We start from the raw sequence: 26,204 nt of genomic DNA on the forward strand, positions 1-26,204 counted from the left end.
TAAGCTGTAAAAATAACCGAAAAAAAGATATGGCTTACAGACGCCTTTTTAACTTAACAATCATTTGGTTTTTCCAGGAGCGATAATTTCCCGAAATGATCTGCCGGCGCGCTTCCTGCACCAGCCACAGGTAAAAGGCCAGGTTGTGTACACTGGCGATGGTCAATGCAAGGATCTCCCCGCTTTTGAACAGGTGCCGCAGGTAGGCCTTGCTGTACAGATTGCTCATTGGGTTGGGCAGGCCTTCATCAATGGGTGTGTAATCCATCTCCCATTTCTTATTGTCGATATTGATGACCCCTTCTGTTGTAAACAACATGGCATTTCTTCCGTTGCGGGTGGGCATCACGCAATCGAACATATCAATGCCCATGCCGATGCACTCCAGAATATTCCAGGGGGTACCCACCCCCATAAGATAGCGCGGCCTGTGCACGGGCAGGTGCTGGCAGCACCAGTCGCAGATCTCGTACATTTTGTCTTCCGGCTCTCCCACGCTTAGTCCGCCGATAGCGTTACCGGGCGCGTCCTTTTGAGCAATAAAATCGCAGGATTCCCTTCTCAGGTCCTTAAAAGTAGCCCCCTGTACGATGGGAAACAGGTTCTGGGTATACCCATATTTATCCGGTGTGGTGGTAAACCGGTCCCAGCAGCGATCCAACCAGCGATGGGTCAGGTCCAGGCTTTTCCGGGCATAACCGTATTCGCTTCCGCCGGGTGGGCACTCGTCGAACGCCATAATGATATCACCGCCGATCACCCGCTGAATGTCCATGACCCGCTCCGGGGTGAACAGGTGTTTGCTTCCGTCAATATGCGAGGCAAAGGTGACCCCCTCTTCTTTGATCTTCCGTGTTCCGGCCAGCGAAAACACCTGAAAACCGCCGCTATCCGTAAGGATGGGGCGCTGCCACTGGTTGAACCGGTGCAACCCGCCGGCCTTTTCCAGCACCTCCAGCCCGGGGCGTAAATATAAATGATAGGTATTGCCCAGGATAATCTGCGCCTGCACTTCGTTTTCCAGCTGCGCCTGGGTGACCGCTTTTACGGAACCGGCAGTACCCACCGGCATAAAGATGGGTGTTTCGATCTGTCCGTGATCGGTCTGGATGCGTCCTGCCCTTGCAGCAGATCCCTTATCGGTATGTTGCAGCTGAAAACTGAGTTGTGCCATAAATCGGGCGCAAAATTAAAAAAATAAGCTTTACCGGCTCGAAAAATCACAGGGCAGCTATTAATGGATCCCCTCATCCAGGTAGCCGATCCGTTTATTGAGCTCCATTACCCGGCACCTATTTTTTTAAATGTGTTAAAAATGCGCGCCTCTTTATACTGCTATTGCCGGATATGATAAGATATAGGCTTCGCTGACCCGTATCGCCCAATACGGCTGCATCTCTTTTACAACTGGCAGGTTGGTTCCCATCAGATCAAGGTACCGCTTCAGATACCGGTCTGCCGCCGCTTTCGGGTTCTCATAAAACAGATCCGCGGTAGCGCTGGCCAGCCCGATGATATACAGGTCCCTGACCTTGGGATTCGATCTTAAAAAAGGATAACGCTCAAATCGGACTTCCAGGCAGCGCACGATGATTGCACCGGCCTTGCCGGATACGGGTATGCTCTGCTGGATCAGCGACTGGGCGATCAATTCCTGCAACAGCAGGTTCTGCGGGTAATATGGTAAGCGGAATCCAGGTAGGCCAAACAGGAATCATAGTTGCTTTTTATATATAAATGATGGGCCGTCTCATAAAAATAATCGTACTGTAACGGCCGTTTAAAAAGTATCCGTTATATAAGGCAGCATCTCCTGATAAAACCGGTGCACCTTCTGAGGTTCGGGCTTTTCAAAAAGAAGACGTTTCAACGCGGTGGCGCAATATCCCTTAAACAGCTCCTGCGCACGTTCCGTCCGGTTCAGCACCCAGTAGCGCAGTCCGTAAATCCATACCTGTTCATTGACCGCGTTTCTTTTTCCGCCATCAGATTGGCAAGGGATGAAGAAATGAGAAATGAGAGCCGGAATCCGTTTTTGGGGCTGGCTTTTCGATTCCGGATACCCGATACCGAATACCGATTCTCAAAGCCTGATGCCCAAAATAAAAATTAGAGCCCTATATTTGCTCCATGCCGGATCTAACCCCTGGATATATTATATTTATCGCGCTCCTGTTCTTTACGGCTGTTCTCCTGTTTTATTATTTCTTCTTTTTTGCCCGACTGGTATTTTTCAGGGCCAGGCCCCGGAAAAGCACGCAGCAGCATCCGGTAAGCATCGTCGTCTGCGGTAAGGATGAAGCCCGCAACCTTGCAAAAAATATTCCCGGTCTTATTTTCCAGGAATACACCGCCAGCCGCCAGATCCTCGTCGTAAACGACAACTCCGTCGACGACAGCAAATACATTTTACAGGAGCTGAATGCCCGGTATGGCGGGCTCACCGTTTTAAACCTGCAGCAGAACGCCCAACATATCCCCGGGAAAAAATATCCGCTGTCGATGGGCATCCGGGAGGCCGCCCATGAGATCCTTTTGCTGACGGACGCCGATTGTGTGCCAGCTACCGAATTCTGGCTGCAAAAAATGCAGGAACCTTACGAGGAGGGCATCGACATCGTGCTGGGCTATGGTGCCTATCATAAGCTCCCCGGCTTTTTGAACAAAGTGATCCGCTATGAAACTTTTCACAGCGCCCTGCAATATTTATCCTATGCCCTGGCCGGCCACCCGTACATGGGTGTGGGCCGGAACCTGAGCTACAAAAAAAATATTTTTTTGAAAAACAAGGGCTTTTCCGGCCTGAACCACCTGCCGGGGGGAGACGACGACCTTTTTATAAATAAAGTAGCTAACGGAAAAAATACGGCCATTGTCATTGACCCGGAAGCGCATACCCTGAGCAGCCCGAAACGTACCTGGAAGGATTGGCGATATCAAAAAACAAGGCATTTCAGCACTTCAAAATACTATAAACCTAAACATCAGATATTACTTGGATTATATAGTTTATCTCATTTTTTATTTTATTTTTTGATCCTCAGCTGCTGCATCTGGTACAACTGGCGGATCGGCCTGGGCATCCTGGCCGGTAAATCCATCATCCAGCAGCTCGTTTTTGCCAGGGCAATGAAAAGGCTTAACGAGGCGGACCTCCGCAAATGGGTGTTGGTCATGGACCTCTGGATGGTGTTCTACTACCTGCTTTTTACCCCCGCGCTTATAAAAAAAGAAAAAAAAACCTGGAATTAATACGCCCCCCTGTTGCGAAACCGGCCGTTCCTGCGTTCTGTTACAATGTAACAACTTAAACCGGACGAACCATGTTGAAACGGCGATTGTTTTACTGCGCTGGCTGGGCAGCCCTGATATTGGGCAGCTGTGCAAAGCATGTATCGGATGAAGGAAAGCCGGACCTGCGGTCGGCCAAACAAACACCCATCACTATTTCTGCAGCAGTCCGGGAATCCATGTCGGGTTTTTCGTTCGCATTTTTTAATGCATTGCAGCAGACAAAACAGGACCAGGAAAATATTTTTGTTTCCCCGCTGAGCCTGCACATGGCCATGAGCATGGTAGCCAACGGCGCAACCGGGGACACCAGGGAAGAGATCCTTAACGCCCTTCAGGCAAAGGACCTTTCCTCTGAAGAACTGAATAAAACCAACCGTACGCTCCTGGAGCAACTGCCAAAGGCAGACCCGGAGATAAGCTTTGGCCTTGCTAATGCTGTGTTTTACAAAAACGGCTTTCCCGTTGAAACCACCTTTTTAGAAACTCTGGCAGCTTATTATAAAGCACAGGTAACCGGCCTCCCCTTTCAACCCTCCGATCTGCAGCTGATCAATAAATGGGCCAGCGATCATACAAATGGTAAAATCCCTGTTGTATTGAACAAGCTGAGTCCCGACCTGGTCATGCTGCTGATGAATGCCCTCTACCTTAAGGGTAACTGGCGTGCAAAATTCGATAAAGACAAGACCACTTCCGAAACGTTTACAAAAGCAGATGGCACCCAGATGCAGGTGAACATGATGCACCAGACAGATACGGTAAAATATGCCCCTGCAGCAAACTTTGACGCCATTCAAAAACCATACGGCAACGGACAGTTTACCATGACCATTCTTTTGCCCAAAACAAGTGCCGTTGCCGACCTTTTCGAACAGATGGACCTTCAAAAATGGAATGCGCTCCAGCAATCCTTCAGAACCATCACGGTAAATATCGGGATCCCCCGGTTTAAGCTGGAACAGGAATTCAAACTGAATGAGACCCTGCAAGCCATGGGCATCCGGAAAGCTTTTACCTTTGACGCCGATTTTGATGCGCTGAGCAAAATACCCGTCTACATCAGTTTTGTAAAGCAAAATACGTTTGCCGCAGTGGATGAAGAGGGTACAGAAGCGGCAGCGGTCACCAGCATTGGCATCGGCGTAACCAGCGCACCCCAGATACCGCAATTTATCTGCAACCGTCCGTTTGGGATCATCATCAGCGAAAATACTTCCAACAGCATTCTGTTTATGGGGCGTATTTCTCAACCCATTGGCCTACCATAGAGAAACCACCAATTATACGCCCTGCAACTCATCTGGCTTGCGGGGCTTTTTTTTAAGAGGCTCCGGGTAGTTATTGCTACCAACTTTTACGGCGAAGGATGTCGCAATGATTGTATATTCGCAGTCCGATTTTATTAATATTTAACGAACAGATGACAATATCTTACAAATGGCTGAGTGAATACCTGCCTGCCGGACCGGCAGGGCAACTGGTAGCCGTCAATGTGGAACGTTTAAGCCAGATCCTGACCGCTATCGGACTTGAGGTAGAGGCCATCCATGAATACGAAGAACTAAAAGGCGGCCTGAAAGGCCTGGTGATCGGCGAAGTGCTGGAAACCCGTCCGCATCCCAATGCCGACAAACTGAAACTGACAACGGTTCAGGTGGGCGGTGATGCGCCCCTGCATATTGTATGCGGTGCTCCAAATGTAGCTGCCGGTCAGAAAGTAGTTGTTGCACCGGTGGGCGCCACTATTTATCCGTTAAACGGCGCTCCTGTTACCATGAAGCTGGCCAGGATCCGAGGCGAGGAAAGCCAGGGAATGATCTGCGCCGAGGACGAGATCGGACTGAGCCCTTCACACGACGGCATCCTGGTGTTGCCGGCGGATGTACGGGCCGGAGCCCCTGCGTCGGAATATTTTCAAAGCTATACGGACACCATTTTTGAGATCGGGCTTACGCCCAACCGGATGGATGCCATGAGCCACTGGGGCGTGGCACGGGATGTTTGCGCCTATCTTTCCCATCATGACAAAAGATCAGAACGCCCGAAATTTCCCGAGACCTCGGCCTTCAAAGCACCCAAAGGCAAAGCGCCGCTGAAGATCATCATCGAAAATAAAGCAGCCTGCCCCCGGTACAGCGGCATCTGCATTGACGGTATCCAGGTGGGCGAATCCCCTAAATGGCTGCAGCATATTTTAAAAGCTATCGGACTGAGACCCATAAACAATATCGTCGACATCACCAATTTTATTCAGCATGAAACAGGGCAGCCACTGCATGCTTTTGATGCCGATAAGATCCGCGGCAACCAGGTCATTGTCAAGAACCTGCCGGAAGGCACGCCCTTTGTTACCCTGGACGAAAAAGAACGGAAGCTGAGTGCCGGAGACCTCATGATCTGCGATGCGGAAGGCGGCATGTGTATTGGCGGAGTGTTTGGCGGACTCGAAAGCGGGGTTACAGAAAAGACCACCCGTATTTTTCTCGAAAGCGCCTGTTTTGATCCCATCAGCATACGTAAAACCTCCTTCCGGCACGGTTTGAGAACAGATGCCGCTACCCGCTTTGAAAAAGGAACGGATATTTCTGCAACCGTAACCGTTCTGAAACGGGCCGCATCACTGATCCTGGAAACCTGTGGCGGAACCCTCGGTTCAGACATCTATGATCTGTATCCCGAACCACAGCCCAAAAAAGAGATCGCGCTTAAATACCATTATCTTAAAAAACTGAGCGGCAAAAACTATCATCCGGATGCTGTAAAAACCATCCTGCAGTCCCTGGGATTTGAAGTGGAAAAAGACACCATCGATTCCCTGCTCATCTCAGTGCCTTATCACAAGCCCGACATCCACCTGCCGGCGGATGTGGTGGAAGAGATCCTACGCATCGATGGCCTGGATAATGTGGAGATACCTACTTCAATAAAAATAACACCTTCTGTCGATGAAAATATTGAAGGTGAGCTTATAAAAGAAAAGATCGTTTCTTTTTTTGTAGGATCGGGCCACCAGGAAATTCTGACCAATTCCATTACCAACAAGGCCTATTACAGTGGAGAAGAATTGGGTTCCGTGGTCAAAATGAAGAACAGCCTTAGTGCCGAATTGAACATTATGCGCCCGGACATGCTGGAAACCGGGTTAGAGATCGTCGTACGGAACCTGAACCGGAAGAACGAGGACCTGAGACTATTTGAATTTGGCAAAACCTACAGCATCAATAAAAAAGGAAAATTTGAAGAGCCGGAGCACTTATGCCTTTACCTGACGGGAAATCAGCAAACAGCCGGGTGGAAACAACCCGGTGTGAAGTACGACTTTTTTGCATTGAAAGGCCTTGTGGAAAAAGGACTCCTGTGTTGCGGCCTGGCGGGCCTGCAGTATGACGAATTACAGGACGCAAATTTCCAATACGGGCTGGAACTGAAAGCAGGTACCGTTCGTTTAGGCAAGCTGGGCACCGTTCATAAAGACCTGCTGGCGCGCTTCGACATAAAGCAGCCGGTATTTTATGCAGATCTGAACTGGAGCGCTATTTTAAAAGCGGCCCTGAAATACCAACCCCAGTTTGCGCCGATCCCCCGGTTCCCGGCGGTACAGCGCGATGTTGCCATGATCGTTGCGCAGGAGCTGCCCTACCGGTCAGTTGAAGCCGCCATTCAAAAGTTAAACCTTAAGAAACTGCAATCGGTACAGCTTTTTGATATTTTTGAAAGCGAAAAACTGGGAGCCGGCAAAAAGTCGCTGGCAGTTAACGTTACCTTCCAGGATGATGAAAAAACATTGACCGATGCGGAAATTGATGGCTGGATGAAAAAGATCATGCAAAGTTTGGAAAGAGATTTGCAGGTAGAAATCCGGAAATAATCTGTAACCTTAAGAAATTGTTTACCGATGAGTCAGGCAATCGAAGAAAAAATAAAGCAAATACAGGAAAAACTGGTGCAGCTATGCCGTAAAAATGCGATCATCGAAAAAGAGAACATAGCCCTGAAACAGGCGTTGGAAGAATCAAAAGCTTCCGCAGCATCCGCCGCTTCAACGATGGAGGCCATGCAGCAGCAGCTGGATATTGCACGGTATGGAAATACGCAAATGAGCCCGGAGGAACGGAAAGCTTTTGAAAAAAGGGTCAATGGCTACCTGAAAGAAATAGACCGGTGCATCGCCCTGTTAAGTGTTTAACCTAAAAGTATGAATCATGTCACTGGAAGAGAATCTGATCCCCGCTAATATAATGATCGCCGACCGGCACTTCAGGATCAAAGTAGAGCCTGCCGATGAGGAAACCGTACGCCACTCCATAAAGATCATCAATGATAAAGTGATGGAGTTCAAAAAAACATTCCCGGGCAAGGATATGCAGGATTATGTATCGATGGTGCTGATCTGGTTTGCTACAGAGTTCAAAGCGGAGGCAACCTCCTCCCTGGATTCCGAAACGATCCTGGAAAAGCTGAACCAGCTGGAAGCCATTATTGACAGCGAGCTGGGATAACCGGAGCGACGAACCGATAGCTTTCAGCGATCAGCCGTCAGCAATCAGTTTTTAGCCAATGATGCGTTGCGTTCCTTGAGTGGAAGGAGATTTGAGAATCGAGATCTGAGATCCGGGATATTGATGTCAAAAACCGGGGATCAGCTGCCAAACGGGAACCCAATGTCGAGACCTGGAACAACAAGCGATCGGCTGTCACCTGGCTTATAATCTCCCTGCCGAAAACGTTTTAGCAAAATACCTGTATTTTAAGCACCATTATTCGGCTTTGTTAGCTAAATTTAAACCCGCAGTGATCCTGCATCTTTTTTGATGTCCCACTAAAACAAAGCCATATGTCCGATTCAAGAAGAAATTTTATTAAGAAAGCTGCACTGGCCTCTACGGGTACCTACCTGGCTTCCATGGGCCTTTCTGCAAAAAGTTATGGAAATATCCTGGGTGCGAACGACCGCGTACGGGTCGGGATTGTCGGGTTCTCCGACCGGTTCCGGAGCTCCCTCTTCCCTTCTTTCCGCAACCATTACAAGAAACTGAACTTCGACATTACCGGGGTATCTGACCTGTGGAGTTACCGGCGCGACCAGGGAACGGCATTTTTATCTGAAAAACTGCAACACCCCGTAAAAGGGTTCCGGAACAATGAAGAGCTCTATGCGGCCAAAGATGTAGATGCGGTCATCATCAGCACCGCAGATTTTCAACATGCGCTTTGCGCCATTGAAGCGGTAAGTGCCCACTGCGACGCCTATGTGGAAAAGCCCTTTGCGGAAACCATGGCAGACAACCGGGCCGCATTAAAGGCCATCAAAGCCTCCAAACAGGTCATACAGATCGGCTCCCAGCGGCGCAGTGGGGCCAATTATAAGGCCGCTGAACAATTTATTAAATCCGGAAAATTTGGCGACATCAATATGGTGGAGCTCACCTGGAATGTGAACCAGCCGGGGCGCTGGCGCCGTCCGGAGTTGGTTGCCAAACTCAGGAAAGAAGATACCGACTGGGAACGGTTCCTGATGAACCGTCCGCATGAAGACTGGGATCCCCGTAAATACCTTGAGTATCGCCTGTTCTGGCCCTACTCCTCCGGGGCTTTCGGCCAGTGGATGAGTCACCAGATCGATACAGTGCACTGGTTCAGCGGTCTGAAACACCCGCGCAGCGTAACGGCCAATGGCGGCATTTACCAGTGGAAGGATGGCCGCAGGAACTGGGATACGACCACTGCCGTATTTGATTACGGACCTGAAAACGACCCTTCAAAAGGATTCCAGGTGGTATTTATGAGCCGCATGACCAATGGCGATGAGCGGCCCGCAGAGATCTATTATTCTAATGGCGGGGAGCTGAACCTGATCACCAACAAGGTTTCGCCCCGGGGCGGACTGGAAGAAAAATTTGCCAAACCCATGGGCATGAAGCCCAACCTGCTGCCGGAATTCTCGCTGACTGAAAAGGCAGAAAAGGTAGAGACCTCCGCCAACACCGGGGCCGATCCGCTGACCAGCAGCCACATGCTCAACTGGATGGAGTGTGTGCGCAGCCGCAAACAGACCAATGCGCCGGTGGAAGCGGGATATATGCACTCGGTTGCCAATATTATGGCCACGGCAGCTGCCCGGACGGGAATGAAAGCCATCTTTGACGAAAAAAACCAGGAGGTGATGGCCGGCGGTAAGGTGTTTCAATATTAAACAGCCCGTTATAGGGAGTGCCGGGCAGTGCTCATGCCTTGATGGACTGCAGCCATCATCTGTGGTGTAGCTTATGATGGGCCGGTATTTATTTTATTAAAATAGGTATCCTCATAAAGGATTTGCGTTTCAACAAACCCTGGCCCGCGCCATGGGCAATGTCCTCGCTGACCAGACAATAAGTTCATAAAAACCTTTTTGATACCGGCCCACTATTAATCATTAAAATCAAAAAAATCTGTAGCTGAAAATTCAGCGTCCGATGCAGTGGTGCAACGGCAAATAACCGATCTCCAATTACCGGATGCTATTTATTGCGGTTCATCATTCCCGTATCCATTTTATACTCCGGCAGCAAACCTGCCATCAGCCCCACAATTCAAAACTCTCGATCCGGTGCTCATTCACCAGGTATTCTTCCAGTCGCGGCAGTTTCTTTGTAGGGATCATCAGGTTCAGCGACACGGTCATCTTCTCAGGAAAGGACTCCAGCTTTACCTGCTCCAGCCGCGAAATATAGGGTTTCAGCTGCTGAATGATCTCGTTTTTGATCGTGGTATTGTTATGCAGCAGCACCATTCTCAGGGTCCGGCTGGTCTTTCCGGAAAAAAGTGTCCGGTTCAGATAACGGCCGGTATAAACGATCAGCAAACAGGAGGCTAAAAAGATGGCAGCAAGGTAGATCTTTCCAAAACCAATCGACATGCCTACAGCGGCGGCCATCCAGATAACACTGGCCGTGGTAAGACCGGAAACATTGATCCCGTCTTTAAAGATCACCCCCGCGCCCAAAAAGCCGATCCCGCTGACCACATAGGAGGCAATGCGCGCTCCATCAGCATAGGGGCCGGTGATCTTTAGGGATAAAATAGAAAACAAGGCAGAGCCCAGGCAAATAACAGAAATGGTTTTCAGGCCCGCTGCTTTATCTTTCAGTTCCCGCTCCAGGCCCAGGATACAACCCGCCAGCAGCGCCAGCAGGGCCTTGTACAGGTCGGTTATTTCAAAAACATCCGTCATGATGTAACGATTAAACGATTCATTCCGGGGGATGATTAAAAGATCTTTCTTTGGCCGTTAAGCCTGTAAGACGGTAAGTTTTGAACGATTGACAGACAAAAACTTACTCTCTTTCCGGATTTCAGGCAAATTAATCTTTAGTTCACGGCTCCCCCGCCAGCCCCCTGCTTTGCTTCGTTTGCACAAGTTAAAACAATTCCTGCTGATTGGTGGGCTTCTCATTTTGCACCCACTCCATCACTACGGATTTATTGTAGTCGGTCAGCTTGGCGCCTACAGCTTTCCAGCCCATTACATCGGTCATTTTCGCCAGCTTAAACTTCGCGCTCCGGATCTGGCTGCCCTTCCCGCTCTGCACCATCAGCACGGGCTCTTCCGCGGTAGTAGCACATTCCAGGTAGTTGCCATCCCCCTCCTTTATGAACAGGAATTTATTTTTCAGCGTTGAGGTTTCAATCCTGAACCGCTTTACATTAAACTGCAGCATTTTCTGATCTACATACACCGCCGTGATGACCCGCTCCGGATCAAACCGCTCGATCAGCAATACCTTGTCCGCATCAAACTTCTGGATCATTTCCTGGTCGGTCACTTCATAATGCCCGTCTGTATAAAGCACCAGTATGCGGTCGTCCGGCTCAAACATACCCAGGTATTGTCCTTTTTCTTCCGAACTCAGCCGGCCAAACTTATCGTCAAACCAAAGCTTTCTTCCGCTAAGCGTGGCCCGGCCGGCTTCCTTGAACTTAACGGATTTAATGGAATACTTGGTCACCTGGTTGCCCATGCTGCTCCGTCCTTTGATGCCCAGCTCTTCAAAGTAAAAATCCAGTTCCTTGATACGGGCCGTCGAGTTCGGGCTCAGGGTGATCTTCACCACTTCCGCCTCTCCATTGGGGTTCACCGTAAAGTAATGTACTTTACTTTTATCATCGCCTTTGGTAAGGTCGTACACTTTATCCCGCGTAATGCCGGTCACATTAAAGCGCTTGGCGTAGCTGACCCCGGTCTTCCCGTCCACGTAGATCATATTATAGGTCGTACGCTCATCATTTTTTAAGAACACGGCCGCGTGCAGGATATCCTTGCCCACAAATGCCTTGTCCGATACTTTGATCACCTTCATGATGCCCCGCTTGGTAAATACGATGATGTCGTCCAGATCGGAGCATTCAAAAAGGAACTCATCTTTCTTCAGTCCGGTACCGATAAACCCGCCGGAGCGGTCCATATACAACTTGGCGTTGGCAATAACCACGTTCCGGGCTTCGATCACTTCAAATTGTTTGATCTCGGTTTTGCGCTCCCGTCCCTTGCCGAATTTTTTCAGCAGGTTATCAAAGTAGGCCACGGCATAATCCACCAGGTGCTCCAGGTCGTGCTTCACCTGTCTGATCTCTGCTTCCAGTCCTTTGATCTGCGCATTCAGTTCATCAATATCCAGTCGGTAGATCCTGCGGACGGGCTTTTCGGTCAGCTTCAGGATGTCTTCGCGGGTAATATCGCGCTTCAGTTGCTTTTTAAACGGTACAAAGGCCTTATCAATTGCGCCGATCACCTTGTCCCAGGTCTCGTGCTTTTTTTCCAGCTCCTTGTAGATCTTTTCTTCGAAGAATATTTTTTCAAGTGAGGTATAATGCCACTTTTCATTCAGTTCCGCCAGCTTTATTTCCAGCTCCTTCTGCAGCAGGTCCCGGGTATTGTCTGCCGAGATCTTCAACAGATCCGGTACGGAAAGGAACTGAGGCTTCTTATTCACGATCACACAGGCGTTCGGAGAAACGGAGATCTCGCAGGAAGTAAATTTATACAATGCATCCATCGTAATGTCCGGGGAGATGCCGGGCGCCAGGTCCACCTGTACTTCTACGTTTGCAGCCGTATTATCGGTAACCTTTTTGATCTTTATTTTTCCCTGGTCATTGGCCTTCACAATGGACTCGATCAGCTGATCGGTGGTTACCCCGTAGGGAACGCTTTTGATCAGCAATGTCTTTTTATCGAGCTCTTCAATATGCGCCCGCACTTTTACCTTTCCGCCTCTTTTTCCCTGGTTATAATCCCCCACATCGATCATGCCGCCGGTCTGAAAATCGGGATACAGCTCAAACTTCTTTCCCCGCAGGTATTTGATGGAAGCATCGATCAGCTCGATAAAATTGTGTGGCAGGATCTTGGTCGACAGCCCCACTGCGATCCCTTCTGCTCCCTGGGCCAGCAGCAGCGGAAATTTCATCGGCAGCGTTATAGGCTCATTGTTCCTTCCGTCGTAGCTCAGCTGCCAGTCGGTCGTTTTGGCGTTGAATGCTACTTCCAGCGCAAATTTGCTCAGGCGTGCTTCAATGTATCGCGAAGCGGCCGCGTCATCGCCGGTCTCAATATTTCCCCAGTTACCCTGTGTATCGATCAGCAGGTCTTTTTGCCCCAGGTTCACCAGCGCATCGCGGATGCTCATATCCCCGTGCGGGTGGTACGACATGGTTTGCCCTACGATGTTGGCTACTTTATGCAGGCGGCCGTCATCCATCTGTTTCATGGAGTGAAGGATCCGGCGCTGCACCGGTTTCAGCCCGTCTTCAATGGCGGGTACCGCCCGTTCCAATATTACATAGGAGGCATAATCCAGGAACCAGGTCTTAAACTGCCCCTGGAGCCCCGTCACCTCACTTTCTTCAAATGTTCCCTCTTGTGTTGCGCTATCGTCTTTCATATTCTTTCTTTCCAATAATTCCTAAATGCGTGTATTTAAATCCTTCTTTCCGTTTCAGTCCATACCCCAGTGCCCGGTCCAGCGAAGCGTGGCCAAAAAGGATGATCCCCGAAAAGATCAGGACCGGCTCCTTCCATACAACCCCGGCAAGATAAAGCAAAACAGCCACTGTTTTTGTTTATCCTTCCGGTTCCGCCGGCAGTGCTTCTGTTGTTTCTTTTTTCCCCGCCAGCCGTACATCAAAGCTCTTCCAGTCCTTATCTATATCCCCTTCTGCCTGTACTCTTCCGGAGGCTACCAGCTCCTTCAAACGCCACATAATAAAAATATCGCCCGTTTTGATCTTCATCCGGTTCAGCGTGTTTGATAATACCCGCGTTGCTTTTTGCCATTCGCCGGTAAGATTTTTTAAAATTTCGTCGTCATAAAACGAAGCCTCCCTGCCGGCAATTTTCTTTCCGCCTTCCAGCATGCGCACCGGGCTGTTTTCCTGTACCAGCTTATTCCATTCATCCGGGTCAATTTCAAATTCGCTCAGGGTAACCGGCCGGGCCAGCTTCTTAGCCTTGAGGAACTCTGCCGGCCGGATCTCCCACAGCCAGGAAGGATAAAAGATCAATCCTTTTTCATTAATGAAGGGGAGGTTATTGAGGTATAGCACCATCACGCGGCCCTGGAATTCTTTCAGCTGGGGGATGAGCCAGTAATAACCGGATACATCATGCTGGTTCTGCCCCATCCATATCCAGAGCACTTCCTCCGGATCAGCGTTGAGCTGGGCCTTTAATGCCGCAACCGTTTTACGGTCGTCAAAGCTGCCCACCAGGTCCCCCGGGTAGGGCGATCCTTCGGACAGTTCCTGCCACCAGGCCAGCCGGGCCTGCCAGCCCTCTTCGGAATCCAAACCAGCCAAAGGCCCCACAGCAAAATCATCCCTGATCTGTACCACAGGCCCCTGCAGGGTTTCATCCAGTGCCGTTACTTCTTTCATCAGGTCCACCTCTACCTGGTTAAATACGATATGGATCATCTTTTGTGTTTTATAGTGGCGCAAATCTAAAACAAAACAGCCTCAAACCCAAGACGGTCTGAAGCTGAAATAAAGTTTTCTGGTCCCGGCCGGCGTTCCCTGCCGCCATTGCCGCGCCCTGCAGTATATGGATTAACTGAATATATCTCTTATTTTATCAAAAAAGCCTTTTTCCGCCTTTTCCGGTTGTGGTTTCAGGTTGGCCGATCCGGACAACTTCTCCAGCAATTCTTTTTCTTCCTCGTTTAATTGCTGGGGCGTCCATACATTCACCTGTATCAGCTGGTCGCCCTTTTCATAATGGGCATGTACATTGGGAAAACCTTTTCCCTTCAGCCGGAAGATCTTCCCGCTTTGTGTGCCGGGGGGGATCTTGATCTTTGCCCGCCCATCAATGGTTGGCACTTCCAGGCTGGTGCCAAAAACCGCATCCGTAAAGGATATATGCAGGTCATACGCCACATTCAGGCCTTCCCGGTGCAGCTCTTTATGTGCCTCTTCCTCGATCAGCACGATCAGGTCACCGGCCATACCGCCACGCTCGCCCGCATTCCCCTTCCCGCTTACGCTCAGCTGCATACCCGCCTGAACGCCTGCTGGTACATCAATAGTAATGGTCTCTTCTGCATACACCCTTCCTTCGCCTTTACAGCTGCCGCATTTTGCGGTGATGGTGGTTCCTTCACCGTTACAGGTCGGACAGGTCGTAACCGTTTGCATCTGCCCGAGGAACGTATTCTGCACACGACGCACCTGGCCGGAACCCTGGCAGGTGGCACAGGTTTGCACACTCCCTTTATCCTTGGCACCGCTACCCCCGCAGGTGGAACAGCTTACATATTTTTTAACCTTGATGTTCTTTGTTACGCCTTTGGCGATCTCCTCATAGCTCAGCTTCAGCTTTACCCGCAGGTTGCTGCCCCGCACTCCTCTGGCCCGCTGGCCCTGACGGCCGCTGCGTCCGCCTCCGAAAAAGCTTCCGAACAGATCCTCGCCAAATACATCTCCAAACTGGCTGAAGATATCATCCATATTCATGCCGCCACCAAAACCACGTCCGTTACCGCTTACACCGGCATGACCAAACCGGTCATACTGCGCGCGCTTGTCCGCATCACTCAGGATCTCGTAAGCCTCCGCAGCCTCTTTAAATTTTTCTTCTGCAGCCTTATCACCGGGGTTACGGTCCGGGTGAAACTGCATAGCCACCTTCCGGTAGGCTTTTTTTATTTCCTCAGCGGAAGCAGATTTTGAAACCCCCAGTACCTCGTAATAATCTCTTTTTGACATCTTATTTACCTACTACAACTTTTGCGTGACGGATAATTTTATCATTCAGATAATAGCCCTTGGTTATTTCATCCACCACCTTACCCTTCAGGCCTGCATCCGGGGCAGGTATCTCGGTAATGGCTTCAAAAACATCCGGGTCAAAATCTTTTCCAATGGCTTCCATCGGTTTTAATCCTTTTGCCTGCAGAATATTTTTGAGTTTATTGAATACCAGTTTTACTCCTTCCTTTAATGCTACATTATCATCGGATTTTTCAAATTCAGCCTGGGCGCGGTCCGCATCATCGAGCACATCCAGGAGGTCTGTGATCACATCCCTGCCTGCGGTCTGAAACAGCTCTACCCGCTCTTTTGCGGTCCTTTTCCGGAAATTATCAAACTCCGCTGCGAGGCGTACATATTTATCCTTGCTTTCACGTAACTCGGTCTCCAATGCTTCCTGCTCGGACTCCACCAACGGGTCTGTCAGATGTTCCGTTCCGCTAACATTTTCATCAGCATTGATATTCAAACCATTGTTCTCTTCCTCCGGAAGTTGCGTATTTTCATTCATACTTTTTACTTATTTAGTTGGCAAACCTATGCCGTCAATAATACTGCCAATACTGTTATAAAGACAAAATGGCGGTTCTTCTCAGCATTTCCCGAATAAAACGGAGGTTTTCAAAAAAAACAGCCTCTGTTTTAAGCTTTTATGCTTTTTTTAAGTCAAAAAATCAGTAGTTTCAATTTCCAAAAATAACACTAATCTCAATGAGTCTGAAAAAGCTGGTCATTTTAGCCATCACCCTTGGCAATCTGCTTGCCGCCAAAGCACAAACACTGGAACAAAAGCTTGATCAATGGGGACAAAAAAGCACGATCGAGAAACTATACCTTCACCTGGACCGCGAATCGTACATTGCCGGGCAATCGATCTGGTTCAAAGGATATTTTTTGTCTGACTACACTCCCAGTGTCAAAAACTCATCGGTGTACCTGGAGCTGCTCAACAATAAATCGGCCGTGGTGGTGCGCCAGATCTTCCCCGCCTACCTGGGTGTTTCGATGGGGCAGCTGGAGATACCGGAAAATTTTCCTTCTGGCTCCTACCAGATAAGAGCCTACAGCCCCCTGATGCTCAATCAGCCGGGATTTGTGTACAGCAAACGGATCGAGATCTTTGGAGCGGCCGCCAAAGAAACAAAGACAAAGGCAACAGCCGCCAATACAATCGACCTGCAATTCTTTCCGGAAGGGGGCAACTTCATCCTGGCCCTTTTGAACAACGTGGCCTTTAAAGCCGTGGACCAGAACGGCTATCCGGTCAGCGTATCCGGGCTGCTCAAAAACAATAAAGGAGAAACAGTTACCCGCCTATCTGCCGTGCACGACGGCATGGGGGTGTTTACGCTGGTGCCCCAGGCCTCCGAAAATTACTATGTGGTCCTGGACCAGGAACCGTCCAAACAATATCCGCTGCCGGCTGCCACCACCAAAGGGATCACCTTTACGGTTGTCAACTCGCCCAAGGGAAAACAATTCAAGATCGAGCACCCCAAGGGGGTTCCCCAGGAGTTCCGCGCCGCCTACATGATCGGGCAAATGGAAAACCAGGTCCTTTTTAAACAACCCCTCCAGCAGGAAAAGGACCTGATCGGCGGGGTGATCCAGACCACCAACCTGTTATCCGGCATCCTCCATCTGACGGTTTTCAACAAGGACCATATGCCGCTGGCCGAACGGATCTCCTTTGTCAACAATAAGGAATACCAGCTTCCCGGGGAGCTGGTGGCAGACACGCTCAACACAACAGCCCATCAACGGAACCGGTTCAACTTTCATCTAAAAGATACGATTATCGGAAACTTCAGCGTTTCCGTAACGGATGCGGACTACGAAACCGATCCGTACCGCCCACTGAATATCTATGCTTATTTTCTCCTGAACAGCGACCTCAAAGGATACATTCATAACCCTGCCTACTATTTCCGGTCGGATGCAGACTCCGTAAAGAACGCCCTGGACCTGGTAATGATGACCAACGGCTGGACCCGCTTTAAATGGAGCGAAGTGACGGGGAACACCCTTCCCGCCCCCCTGTATCATGATCAGGGTTACATTCACCTGGCAGGAAAGGTAAATATAGAAGGCACCCGGAAAGCCTTTGCCAACAAAGACCTGATCCTGATGATGCGGCCGGTGGACACGCTCCATGGCAAAGTCGGACCTACAAAAATGATCCATACGGACTCCACGGGAAATTTTCGGATGGATTCCATGATCTTTTATGACAGAATGCACCTCCTGTTTTCCGATATAAAAGGATCCAAAAGCAAATTCATCAAAGTAAAAATGGATGCGGATTCGCTGAGCCGCAGCTATGATATGCCTCCGCTGCAATTGCCATACCGGGATACCCTCAATTCCCAGACAGAAGAAAAAATGCTGAGCGCTTATGACGACTATTTAAAAGCAGAAGGCCTTACACTAAAAAACGTAACGGTAAAAGCCAGGCAGAAAAGCGAAACCGAAAAATTAGAGGATGAATATACCAGTGGTTTGTTCTCCGGAGGCATTAATTCCAGGGTCCTGGACCTCCGGAATGAGCCCGGGGGCGGCATGAACATCTTTGAATACATACAGGGGCGGATACCCGGGGTAACCGTTTCAAGGACAGACGGCCAGTACGTGGTAAAATACAGGGACGGCGGTTTTGGAGGCAGTAACATGACACTCTATCTCGATGAGATGCAGACCGACCCTATTTTTATCGAATCCATACCCGTAAACGACATCGCATTCATAAAAGTAATGGGCAACTTTGTAGGGGCCAGCGGCGGTGGCAGTGCTCTGGCCATCTATTTGAAAAAGGGGGTGGATCGGCTGGCGTCCACCGCATCGGCTACCGATATCGTCATGTACAAAGGATATTCGATCATCAAACAGTTCTATGCACCCGATTATGACCTTAAGAATGTAGACACTTCCAAACCGGACGAACGGCTGACACTGGCCTGGCTTCCGGATATCTACCTGGCTAATGTGAGCCCGAAGGTTCCCATCGTTTTTTACAATAACGACCGTACCAAACGGTTCAAAGTAGTAGTGGAAGGCGTTACTAACGATGGAAGAATGCTCATGCTCGAAAAAACATTTGAGGCCACGCAATGATCTTCCGGTCTGTCTGTTATGTAATTTCATTAAGAAAAGCATCTATCAATCAAATCAGGGAATAAGAGCGCCCCACGCATTTCTGTTCCGGATAGCTGGGAACCTAAGGTCAGGTATCAAGGGGGCCGGTCAGGTGCATGTACTCACGCGCCACTTCAGGAATACACTGTTATGCCCTGGAAAAATGCATCAGCCGTGCTGATCCCGGATCCCCCGGCAAACCGGCAGCTACGGCCTCATCCGCAGGTCAGCGGCATTCAAAACAGAATGCGCCTTTCAGGAACAAAATCTGCAGATCCGGAACCATTTGCAGATTATTTTGTAATTTTCTTATAAAACATCAGCTAATGATGCGCTTTTTTAAATTCATTGCAGTGCTGTTTGCTATAACCGGCGCTGCCCCGGTATTCAGTCAGGACTTTGTTGCCCGCATGGAAACATGGAACGAAAAAGATCCCATTCAAAAAACATATCTCCACCTGGACCGGGAAGCCTATTTTTCGGGACAGACCGTCTGGTTCAAAGCCTATTTTTTATCCGGCTTCCTGCCCTCCGCAGCCAACTCCACATTGTTTGTGGAGTTGCGGAACAATGCGTCTGCCCTCGTCATAAAAAAAGTGGTTCCGGTATTCGGTGCGCTTTCCTACGGGCAGCTCGACCTGCCGGATTCATTACCCACCGGCTCCTACCAGTTGCGGGCCTATACCCCGCTGATGCTGAATTTTGACAAGGCCTATTTGTTTTCAAAACGCATTGTGATCTTTGGGCGCAATAAGGTCCGGCCGGCCGCCGGCAGTGCTTCCACCATTCAGCTCCGGTTTTATCCAGAAGGCGGTAACCTCGTTGCCGGTATCAGCAACAATATTGCTTTTAAGGCTACAGACCAGCATGGGCTGCCGGTAACAGTGTCCGGGGAAGTCCGCGATGCACAGGACCATCCGGTGGTTTCCTTCTCCAGCAGCCATGATGGTATGGGGCGGTTCACTTTAACCCCCGGAGCCGGCGTACGGTATCGCGCCCTGCTGCACGGGCTGCAGCAACAGCCCGTCGATCTGCCAGAAAGCAGCCCCGAAGGTGTTGCGCTTAAATTGAAGAACGGCAACCAGTCCAAAACCTTTACCCTCGGTTACCAGGGCAGCCGGCACACCCCGGCCTATATAGTGGGGCAGATGCAGCACCACATCGTATTCAAGCAGGCGCTTGCACCGGCGGATAACAATTACATAAGCGGCACCATCCAAACCGGCAATCTTCCTTCGGGTGTATTGCAGGTCACGGTCTTTAATAAAGACGGAATACCCCTTGCCGAACGGTTAACGTTTATCGATAATAAAGAGTACGTGCTTCCGGCAACATTCAGCGCCGATACGCTGAACAATGCCCCCCGTAAAAAAAACCACTTCAGCATTACATTACCCGACAGCGTAACGGGAAACTTTTCTGTTTCGGTCACCGATGCGGGTTATGAACCGGACCAATACCGGCCACAGAATATCTACAGCTCCTTCCTGCTTACCAGCGATATACCGGGATATGTGCATATGCCCCGCTATTATTTTACCGGCGCGCCCGGCGCCGCTGACGATATAGAGCTGGTCATGCTGACCAATGGCTGGCGCCGGTTCAAATGGACGGATGTAACCGCCGGTACACTGCCGGCTCCGCAGCATACAGACCCGGGATTCATCAGCCTTTCCGGAAAAGCGACCATCGCGGGATCGGGAAAATCATTTGCCGACCGCGACCTGCTGGTTTGGGTAGCAACTGACTCGGGACGCAGCCTCCAGATGGTCAAAACCGATGCAGAAGGCCGGTTCAAAATGGACTCCATGATCTTCTTTAATAAGGCTCGTGTGCTGTTCAGCGATGTGATGGGAAAGAAAAACAAATTCCTGACCATCAAACTGAATACCGACTCGCTTACCCGCTCCTATGCGCTGCCGCCCTTAAACATCCCTTTCCGTCCTGCGGCCGCAGCTACCGGTGCCCTTTCTGCAAAAATGATGAGTGCTTATACCGACTATACCCACGGCGAAGGAGTGATGCTGGACAGCGTGGTGGTGCTGGGTACCAAAACACGCCTGCAAAAGCTGGAGGAGCGCTATATGAGCGGGCTCTTTAGCGGGGGCATCAATGCGCGTACTATCGACCTTACCCGGGAATTCATTCCTCAACTGAATATCTTTGACTACCTGCAGGGAAGAATTCCCAGTCTTACGGTGGAGCGCGGAGGCCAATTTGGAAATTACCGGTTGTTTTACCGGCAATCCGGTGCACGCCGCCCCATGCAGCTGTACCTGGACGAAGTGCCCACAGATGCCGACATGATCGCGGCCATCCCGCCTTCCGATATTGCATTGGTAAAAGTTTTTCCCAGTTTTGCGGGCGCTCCCGGAGGCGGCGCCAATGGGGTGCTGGCCATATATACCAAACGCGGTGATGAGCTCAACTACGCCATGGAATCCTCCGCAACCATTGTAGACTATGAAGGGTACAGTATCCTGAAAGAATTTTATGCGCCCGATTATTCCAGGCCGGCCGCGATCCCGTATAATGATTACCGGCTAACACTGGACTGGAAACCGGAGATCTTCATATCGGGGAAAGACTCCCGCATACCGGTGACCTTTTACAATAACGACCGTACCAAACGGTTTAAAGTGGTAGCCGAAGGCATTACGAGTACGGGAAAATTACTGATGCTGGAGCAATATGTGGAGCCGGGAAAATAAGCAGGGGCATCCGCAAAATATATTACCGGTGGGCTGCACCTCCGGATCGGCTTTGATGCTCATAGCTATCGTTATTAACGCCGCTAATGCGGCTAACAGCATTCTTATCTGCCGCACCAATTTTCCAACGGTTGCTGAGGTACGGAGCACTTATATGCCATATAACAAAAACCCACAACCGTTGTACAGAGCCGCAGCGCGGCGGTAATATTGCTTATCTTTATCGCCAAACATCCTGATATGACCATCCGTTCAGTTACAGATATCCTTGAGACCATTGCTCCTCCTGCCCTGCAGGAAAGCTACGACAATGCAGGATTGCTTACGGGCCAGCAAAACTGGCCGTGTACCGGCATCCTCTGTTGCCTGGATGCGATCGAAGCCGTGGTGGATGAGGCTATTGAAAAAAACTGCAACCTGGTGGTGGCACATCACCCCATCGTTTTTTCAGGACTGAAAAGGATCAACGGCAAGAATTACGTGGAGCGCACCCTTATCCGGGCCATCAAGCATGACATTGCCATCTATGCCATCCACACCAACCTGGATAATGTATTGCATGGCGTAAACGGAAAGATCGCTGAAAAACTGGGATTGATCAATCTCCGGATACTGGCACCGAAAGAGCGTCAGTTGGAAAAGCTTTATTTCTTTGTACCCACAGAGCATGCAGACAAAGTGATGACGGCTATTTTTACGGCCGGGGGCGGTGAGATCGGTAATTACCGGGAATGCAGTTTCAGCACTACCGGCAAAGGCAGTTTCCTGCCCGGAAATAATGCCCGGCCGTTCACCGGGGAGATCGGCAGGCGGCATGAAGCCGAAGAGCTGAAAATAGAGATCCTTTATCCCTCCTACCTCAGAAACAAAATACTTGCAACCCTGCGTGAAAACCATCCTTACGAGGAAGTTGCTTATGAAACCATTGCTTTAAATAACCTCCATCAGGAGCTGGGCGCCGGTATTACCGGGGAGCTTCCGGAAGCCCTGGAAGAATCCGTTTTTCTTCAAAAACTCCAGGCAGTGTTTCAACTGTCCGCACTCCGGCATACCGCGCTCCTGGGTAAAAAAATCAGGCAGGTAAGTATCTGCGGCGGCGCCGGCAGCTTCCTGACAAAAGCCGCAATAAACTCAGGATCAGATGCATACGTAACATCAGACATCAAATACCACGAATTCTTCGATGCCGACGGTCAGCTCCTGCTGGCAGATATCGGGCACCACGAAAGCGAGCAGTTCACCATAGAATTGCTGCATCATATTTTACAGGAAAAAATCCCTAACTTTGCCGTCCTTAAAACAGCAGTAAATACCAACCCGGTACATTATCTGTAGCGCGGTGTTACCGTCTGATTTTTAAAATATTCAAACAGTAAGAAACATATGCCACAAATTAAAGAGTTTTCAATTGAAGAAAAACTGGGCTCCCTGATCAACTTGCAAAAGATCGACAGCAAGATGGATGAGATCAAAATTTTAAAAGGCGAACTTCCCATGGAAGTAGCTGACCTTGAAGATGAGATCCACGGACTGCATTCCCGTCAGACACGCATCGAAGAAGAGATCAATGGTGTTACCGAATTCATTGAAGAACGGAAAGCGGCAATCAAAGAATCTGAAGAACTGATCAAGAAATATGAGAAGGACAGCGAGAATGTAAAGAACAACCGTGAGTTTGAAGCCATCAATAAAGAAGTTGAGATGCAGCAGCTGGAGGTAAAGCTGGCAGAAAAGCACATCAAGGATGCCAATGAGGAAATTGCGGACAAAGTCGTTCTTCTGGAAAAAGCCAAGAAAAACCTCAGTGCCAAGGAAAGTGTTCTGGAATTAAAGAAAACCGAACTCGAAAAGATCATCTCTGCCAACGAAAAAGAAGAAAAGGAATATCAAAAGCTTTCTGAGGCGGCAAAAGAGGGTGTGGAACCCCGCCTGCTGGCCAGCTATGAAAAGATCCGCGGTAACTTCCGGAATGGTCTGGCTGTGGTGCCGGTAGTGCGTGATGCCTGTGGCGGATGCTTTTATGCTATTCCTCCGCAAAAACAGAGCGAGATCAAACAACACAAAAAAATCATCGCGTGTGAAAACTGCGGCCGCATCCTCGTAGACGAAGAGCTGCACAACAACGTTGACGTAAAATAAATTCTTTTTTTCTGTCTGCCTGCAGACAGGCTTTTTTATTTTCCCCCATTTGAAAGAATGGGGGTTTTTCTTTCGGTCTTTTTCTTAATTTGCCTTCCCATGCTGAAGCAACTACATATCCGGAACTATGTGATCATCGATGCGCTGGAGATCCATTTCTCCAATGGTATGAATATCGTGACGGGGGAAACCGGTGCAGGAAAATCGATCATCCTGGGCGCGTTGTCGCTGATACTGGGAGAAAGGGCAGATACGGCCGCCCTGGTAGACAAAGAAAAGAAATGCATTATCGAAGGGTTGTTCGCTCCCGGAACGGTAAGCGAGATCACACAATTCCTGGAGACCAACGACCTGGACCCTTCGCCGGAAATCACCATCCGGCGGGAGATCAGCAGTAGTGGCAAAAGCCGCGCTTTTATCAATGACACCCCTGTAAACCTGACGCAGCTGCAACAGCTGAGCTCACTGCTGGTAGACCTGCACCAGCAATTTGATACCCTGCAGCTGGGCAACACCGATTTCCAGGTGCATGTACTGGATGCCCTGGCCAACAATGCAAAATCCGTCAGCGAGTATCGCCTGGCCTTTGCCGGATGGCAGCAGCACAAAAAAAAGCTGGAACAGCTAAAAGAACAACAGGCGCAGCTGGATAAGGAAAGCGACTACAACCAGTTTCAATACGATGAACTGGCCGAGGCTAACCTTAAAGAAAACGAGCTGGAAGAGATCGACGAAACGCTAAAGCTCTTGTCTAATTCCGAAGACATCAAAGGAGCGCTGGCCAAGGCCTATAACGAGCTGGAAGAAGGCGAGCAGCCATTGGTACAGCAATTAAAAAGCATTGCCCACCTGCTGGGCAATTACAGCAATTTTCATAAGGACCTCCCGGACCTGGTGAACCGGCTGAACAGCGCGCAGGTGGAGCTGCAGGATATTGCTGCAGAGCTGGAGCACATCAGCAACGGCATTCATTACGATCCGGAAAAAATAGAAGCCCTGAGCGACCGGCTTTCCATGGGATATAAGTTGCAGAAAAAACACGGGATGCAGTCTACAAACGAACTGCTGGCGCTGCAGCAGCAGCTGGAAGAAAAGCTACAGGGTGTGGCGCATATCCAGGAAGACATCGCCACCCTGGAAGCCGCTACCGAACAGCACCGCCAGTCGGTAGCAGCCATCGCACAAAAAATTTCGGACGCACGCAAAAAGCAGATCGCACCGTTTGAGAAAAAAGTAGACGCACTGCTTACCCAGGTGGGCATGCCCAATGCGGCGCTGCGTGTTTCTTTTGAAAAAAGAGCACCGGGACCCCAGGGCGCCGATGCCGTGGACTTTTTATTTGATGCCAACAAAAGCGGCCAGTTCAAACCCGTGCACAAAGTAGCGAGCGGCGGGGAGTTAAGCCGGCTGATGCTTTGCATCAAAAGCCTGGTAGCCCAGCGCATGAACCTCCCTACCCTTATCTTTGATGAAATTGACACCGGCATCTCCGGCGAAGCGGCAAAACAGGTAGGCATCATTATGAAGGACCTGGCAGCCAGCCGGCAGGTGATCTGCATCACCCATCAGCCGCAGATTGCCGGTCGTGCAGATGCGCACTATTTTGTATACAAGGAAGCATCCGGAAAACAGGTACGTACCGGCATGCGGCAGCTGAATACCGAAGAGCGGATCACTGCCATTGCAAAAATGCTCAGCGGCGAAAAACCCACGGCCGCGGCGTTAGAAAATGCAAGGGAGATGGTGCAGGCGTAAATTTTTTGTTCCATGTTCCAGGTTTAAAATTCTCCAGCCGGACGTCAAAGGAACAAAGAGACTTGGGGAGGGAGGGTTTGATACCTGGCGCGAGATTCTTCACCTGAGAAAAGATCATCGAATATATCAGGGGTTTCATTTCCAAATCTCCACATCTTCAGATTTTCAAATTACTCCGACTCTACATAGCTCAAACAAAGTCCCGCCAACTGCTGCAGACGCACATTTAGCCAGCTATCCGTAAGCATAAAATGGCAATCAAATGCAGACCGCACCTCATTATAACCGGTAAACCGGATATGCTCCCGGAAATCCACTTTGCCCAAACCATACCATTTATATACTGCCTCCTTGGCAGACCAAACCTGGGTGTACTCCTCCATCGAAAGGGGGTTCAGCAATTCCATTTCAGAAGGGCTCATAAATTTATGGCGGATGGAAACCACCTTTTCCACGGGAATTTCAATATCAATGCCCACCCGCTGCTCCCGGCTCACGATGGCAGCCGCGTAATCGCCGCAATGCGAAATCGAAAAATGAAAGGCTTCATCCGGGAGGTATGGTTTCCGTGTTTCAGCGATCTGTATCAGGTGGTATGGAAAACCTGGAAAGAGGTATTGCAGCAAAAAACGGCCGGCAAGGTGCTGCAGCATTTTATGCGGATGGGTCACCGCGCGGTGTACCGGCACTTTCTCCTTAAAAAAACCCGGCTCCTCCTCGATCTTCCAGATCCCCAGCCTCGTGGAATTGTTAATTTCTTCTTGAAAAATAACAGACATAAATAATCGGATTCACTTAATTTGTGCAAGTTAAGGATTTCAAACGGGGGCGGGAGTTCCTGAAAGGCTGTTTATCCTACACGATCATGCCGAACAATGCCGGACT

Annotated in this window: 20 protein-coding genes; 11 read left to right on the forward strand and 9 right to left on the reverse strand. The window is 49.8% G+C overall.

The features are described from left to right. Window positions 1-34: 34 nt before the first annotated feature. Window positions 35-1,174, reverse strand: a complete 1,140-nt coding sequence (gene tgt / locus B160_RS0118605) for a tRNA guanosine(34) transglycosylase Tgt (protein ID WP_018629434.1) — start codon at window positions 1,172-1,174, stop codon at window positions 35-37. Between the two features lie 153 nt (window positions 1,175-1,327). Continuing rightward, entirely contained in the window at window positions 1,328-1,660 is a 333-nt protein-coding gene (locus B160_RS0118610; RefSeq protein WP_018629435.1) for a hypothetical protein, read from the reverse strand. Between the two features lie 470 nt (window positions 1,661-2,130). On the opposite strand from B160_RS0118610, the gene B160_RS0118620 reads away from it, so the two are divergent. The 6 genes from B160_RS0118620 to B160_RS0118645 all read left to right on the forward strand — a co-directional run bounded on the left by B160_RS0118620 (window position 2,131) and on the right by B160_RS0118645 (window position 9,487). Further along, window positions 2,131-3,252: a glycosyltransferase gene (locus B160_RS0118620; RefSeq protein WP_018629437.1), complete on the forward strand. Its 1,122-nt coding sequence runs from the start codon at window positions 2,131-2,133 to the stop codon at window positions 3,250-3,252. Window positions 3,253-3,323: 71 nt separating this feature from the next. Then, window positions 3,324-4,562, forward strand: a complete 1,239-nt coding sequence (locus tag B160_RS0118625; protein ID WP_018629438.1) for a serpin family protein — start codon at window positions 3,324-3,326, stop codon at window positions 4,560-4,562. A 152-nt stretch (window positions 4,563-4,714) separates the two neighbouring features. Next, entirely contained in the window at window positions 4,715-7,162 is a 2,448-nt protein-coding gene (gene pheT, locus B160_RS0118630; RefSeq protein WP_018629439.1) for a phenylalanine--tRNA ligase subunit beta, read from the forward strand. A gap of 27 nt (window positions 7,163-7,189) precedes the next feature. Further along, a complete protein-coding gene (locus B160_RS0118635; protein ID WP_018629440.1) occupies window positions 7,190-7,480 on the forward strand; it encodes a hypothetical protein in 291 nt (96 codons plus the stop codon). A gap of 16 nt (window positions 7,481-7,496) precedes the next feature. Then, window positions 7,497-7,793, forward strand: coding sequence for a cell division protein ZapA (locus tag B160_RS0118640; RefSeq protein ID WP_018629441.1), 297 nt, complete (start codon window positions 7,497-7,499; stop codon window positions 7,791-7,793). 335 nt (window positions 7,794-8,128) lie between these two features. Continuing rightward, complete coding sequence (locus tag B160_RS0118645) at window positions 8,129-9,487, forward strand: Gfo/Idh/MocA family protein (RefSeq protein WP_018629442.1); 1,359 nt, start codon at window positions 8,129-8,131, stop codon at window positions 9,485-9,487. Window positions 9,488-9,853: 366 nt separating this feature from the next. On the opposite strand, the gene B160_RS30780 is transcribed toward B160_RS0118645, so the two are convergent. From B160_RS30780 to B160_RS0118675, 6 genes are all read right to left on the reverse strand, one after another. After that, complete coding sequence (locus B160_RS30780) at window positions 9,854-10,507, reverse strand: MgtC/SapB family protein (protein WP_018629443.1); 654 nt, start codon at window positions 10,505-10,507, stop codon at window positions 9,854-9,856. A 187-nt stretch (window positions 10,508-10,694) separates the two neighbouring features. After that, a complete protein-coding gene (locus B160_RS0118655; RefSeq protein WP_018629444.1) occupies window positions 10,695-13,217 on the reverse strand; it encodes a DNA gyrase/topoisomerase IV subunit A in 2,523 nt (840 codons plus the stop codon). Then, window positions 13,204-13,386 carry a DUF4260 family protein gene (locus tag B160_RS31200; RefSeq protein WP_071597053.1) on the reverse strand — a complete coding sequence of 61 codons (183 nt, stop codon included), beginning with the start codon at window positions 13,384-13,386 and terminating at the stop codon, window positions 13,204-13,206. Before B160_RS31200 ends, B160_RS0118655 begins: the two co-directional genes overlap by 14 nt. Before the next feature lie 9 nt (window positions 13,387-13,395). Further along, a complete protein-coding gene (locus B160_RS0118665) occupies window positions 13,396-14,247 on the reverse strand; it encodes a DUF1835 domain-containing protein (RefSeq protein ID WP_018629446.1) in 852 nt (283 codons plus the stop codon). 132 nt (window positions 14,248-14,379) lie between these two features. Then, window positions 14,380-15,537, reverse strand: a complete 1,158-nt coding sequence (dnaJ, locus tag B160_RS0118670; protein WP_018629447.1) for a molecular chaperone DnaJ — start codon at window positions 15,535-15,537, stop codon at window positions 14,380-14,382. A gap of 1 nt (window position 15,538) precedes the next feature. Next, window positions 15,539-16,093, reverse strand: a complete 555-nt coding sequence (locus B160_RS0118675; protein ID WP_018629448.1) for a nucleotide exchange factor GrpE — start codon at window positions 16,091-16,093, stop codon at window positions 15,539-15,541. 200 nt (window positions 16,094-16,293) lie between these two features. Here B160_RS0118675 and B160_RS0118685 point away from each other — a divergent pair, with 200 nt between their 5' ends. The 5 genes from B160_RS0118685 (at window position 16,294) to recN (ending at window position 25,319) form a co-directional block, all read left to right on the forward strand. Further along, window positions 16,294-18,693 carry a hypothetical protein gene (locus B160_RS0118685; RefSeq protein ID WP_018629450.1) on the forward strand — a complete coding sequence of 800 codons (2,400 nt, stop codon included), beginning with the start codon at window positions 16,294-16,296 and terminating at the stop codon, window positions 18,691-18,693. A 347-nt stretch (window positions 18,694-19,040) separates the two neighbouring features. Beyond that, the gene (locus B160_RS0118695; protein WP_018629452.1) at window positions 19,041-21,425 is read left to right on the forward strand and encodes a hypothetical protein; all 2,385 of its coding nucleotides are present in this window, start codon (window positions 19,041-19,043) and stop codon (window positions 21,423-21,425) included. Between the two features lie 240 nt (window positions 21,426-21,665). Continuing rightward, window positions 21,666-22,760, forward strand: coding sequence for a Nif3-like dinuclear metal center hexameric protein (locus B160_RS0118705; protein ID WP_026309858.1), 1,095 nt, complete (start codon window positions 21,666-21,668; stop codon window positions 22,758-22,760). Window positions 22,761-22,808: 48 nt separating this feature from the next. Beyond that, window positions 22,809-23,564: a zinc ribbon domain-containing protein gene (locus B160_RS0118710; protein WP_018629455.1), complete on the forward strand. Its 756-nt coding sequence runs from the start codon at window positions 22,809-22,811 to the stop codon at window positions 23,562-23,564. Window positions 23,565-23,663: 99 nt separating this feature from the next. Continuing rightward, window positions 23,664-25,319, forward strand: a complete 1,656-nt coding sequence (gene recN, locus B160_RS0118715) for a DNA repair protein RecN (protein WP_026309859.1) — start codon at window positions 23,664-23,666, stop codon at window positions 25,317-25,319. Window positions 25,320-25,489: 170 nt separating this feature from the next. Here the strand turns inward: recN and B160_RS29680 are convergent, their stop codons facing one another. Next, window positions 25,490-26,098: a 4'-phosphopantetheinyl transferase family protein gene (locus B160_RS29680; protein ID WP_018629457.1), complete on the reverse strand. Its 609-nt coding sequence runs from the start codon at window positions 26,096-26,098 to the stop codon at window positions 25,490-25,492. Between the last annotated feature and the right edge of the window lie 106 nt (window positions 26,099-26,204).

Source organism: Niabella aurantiaca DSM 17617, from assembly GCF_000374125.1.
Lineage (GTDB): Bacteria > Bacteroidota > Bacteroidia > Chitinophagales > Chitinophagaceae > Niabella > Niabella aurantiaca.